This window comes from Rhizobium croatiense (assembly GCF_019793465.1).
GTDB lineage: Bacteria > Pseudomonadota > Alphaproteobacteria > Rhizobiales > Rhizobiaceae > Rhizobium > Rhizobium croatiense.
Map to the genome: position 1 here is coordinate 1 of NZ_JAILYJ010000058.1, position 740 is coordinate 740.

The 740-nt window shown below is 55.3% G+C and carries 2 tRNA genes; both read right to left on the bottom strand.

Features of this window, described 5'->3' with window-relative positions:
* Positions 1-243: 243 nt before the first annotated feature.
* Positions 244-319 (bottom strand) — tRNA-Ala (locus K6M89_RS30520).
* A 102-nt stretch (positions 320-421) separates the two neighbouring features.
* A tRNA-Ile gene (locus tag K6M89_RS30525) sits at positions 422-498 on the bottom strand.
* Positions 499-740 lie beyond the last annotated feature (242 nt).

Genomic DNA, 740 nt, shown 5'->3' on the forward strand with positions numbered 1-740 from the left:
GAACTGGGCTCGGACGTCTCGGGCCAAAACCCAAAACACCTGGAAGCCTCCAGATCAATCTTCTCTTCACAATGTATGCAGAACAGGCATCAGGCCATAAGCCGATGCAAACTTTTATTTCTTCAAAAGACAAATTTGTCGCTCACGCGCCGAAGGCGCTCCGCGGGGGCGCCAAACGATTGGCGACGCGCCTTGCGCTTGCGAGCTTCGCTCGGTTACCGTCAGTCTCAACACCAATCGATTTGGTGGAGCTGAGCGGGATCGAACCGCTGACCCCCTGCTTGCAAAGCAGGTGCTCTCCCAGCTGAGCTACAGCCCCATCAGCTCGATCGCCCAGGATATCCCGGGTTCGGCAACTTTCCGCGTCTGCCGTCTATTCCCAACCCCCATCCACGACAGCAAATCTGATTTGCTGGGCAAATGGTGGGCCCGGGAAGACTTGAACTTCCGACCCCACGCTTATCAAGCGTGTGCTCTAACCAACTGAGCTACGGGCCCATTCTCGTCAAACCGGTCCAGCCTAAACTGGATCGACGCGGTTCTTTGTCTTCTTGAAGAAAGAGAAACGTGGACGGCGCAGCCCGCCATACCGTCGTGACCGAAGTCTACGCGGCGTATTACGTTGCGATGGTCACCTGACTGGTGCCATCTATGTTCTAAAAAGCACGGGAAGGTTCATCTGAGACATGTCTCAGCGTCTTACCAGTTCCACAGCTTCCTTAGAAAGGAGGTGATCCAGC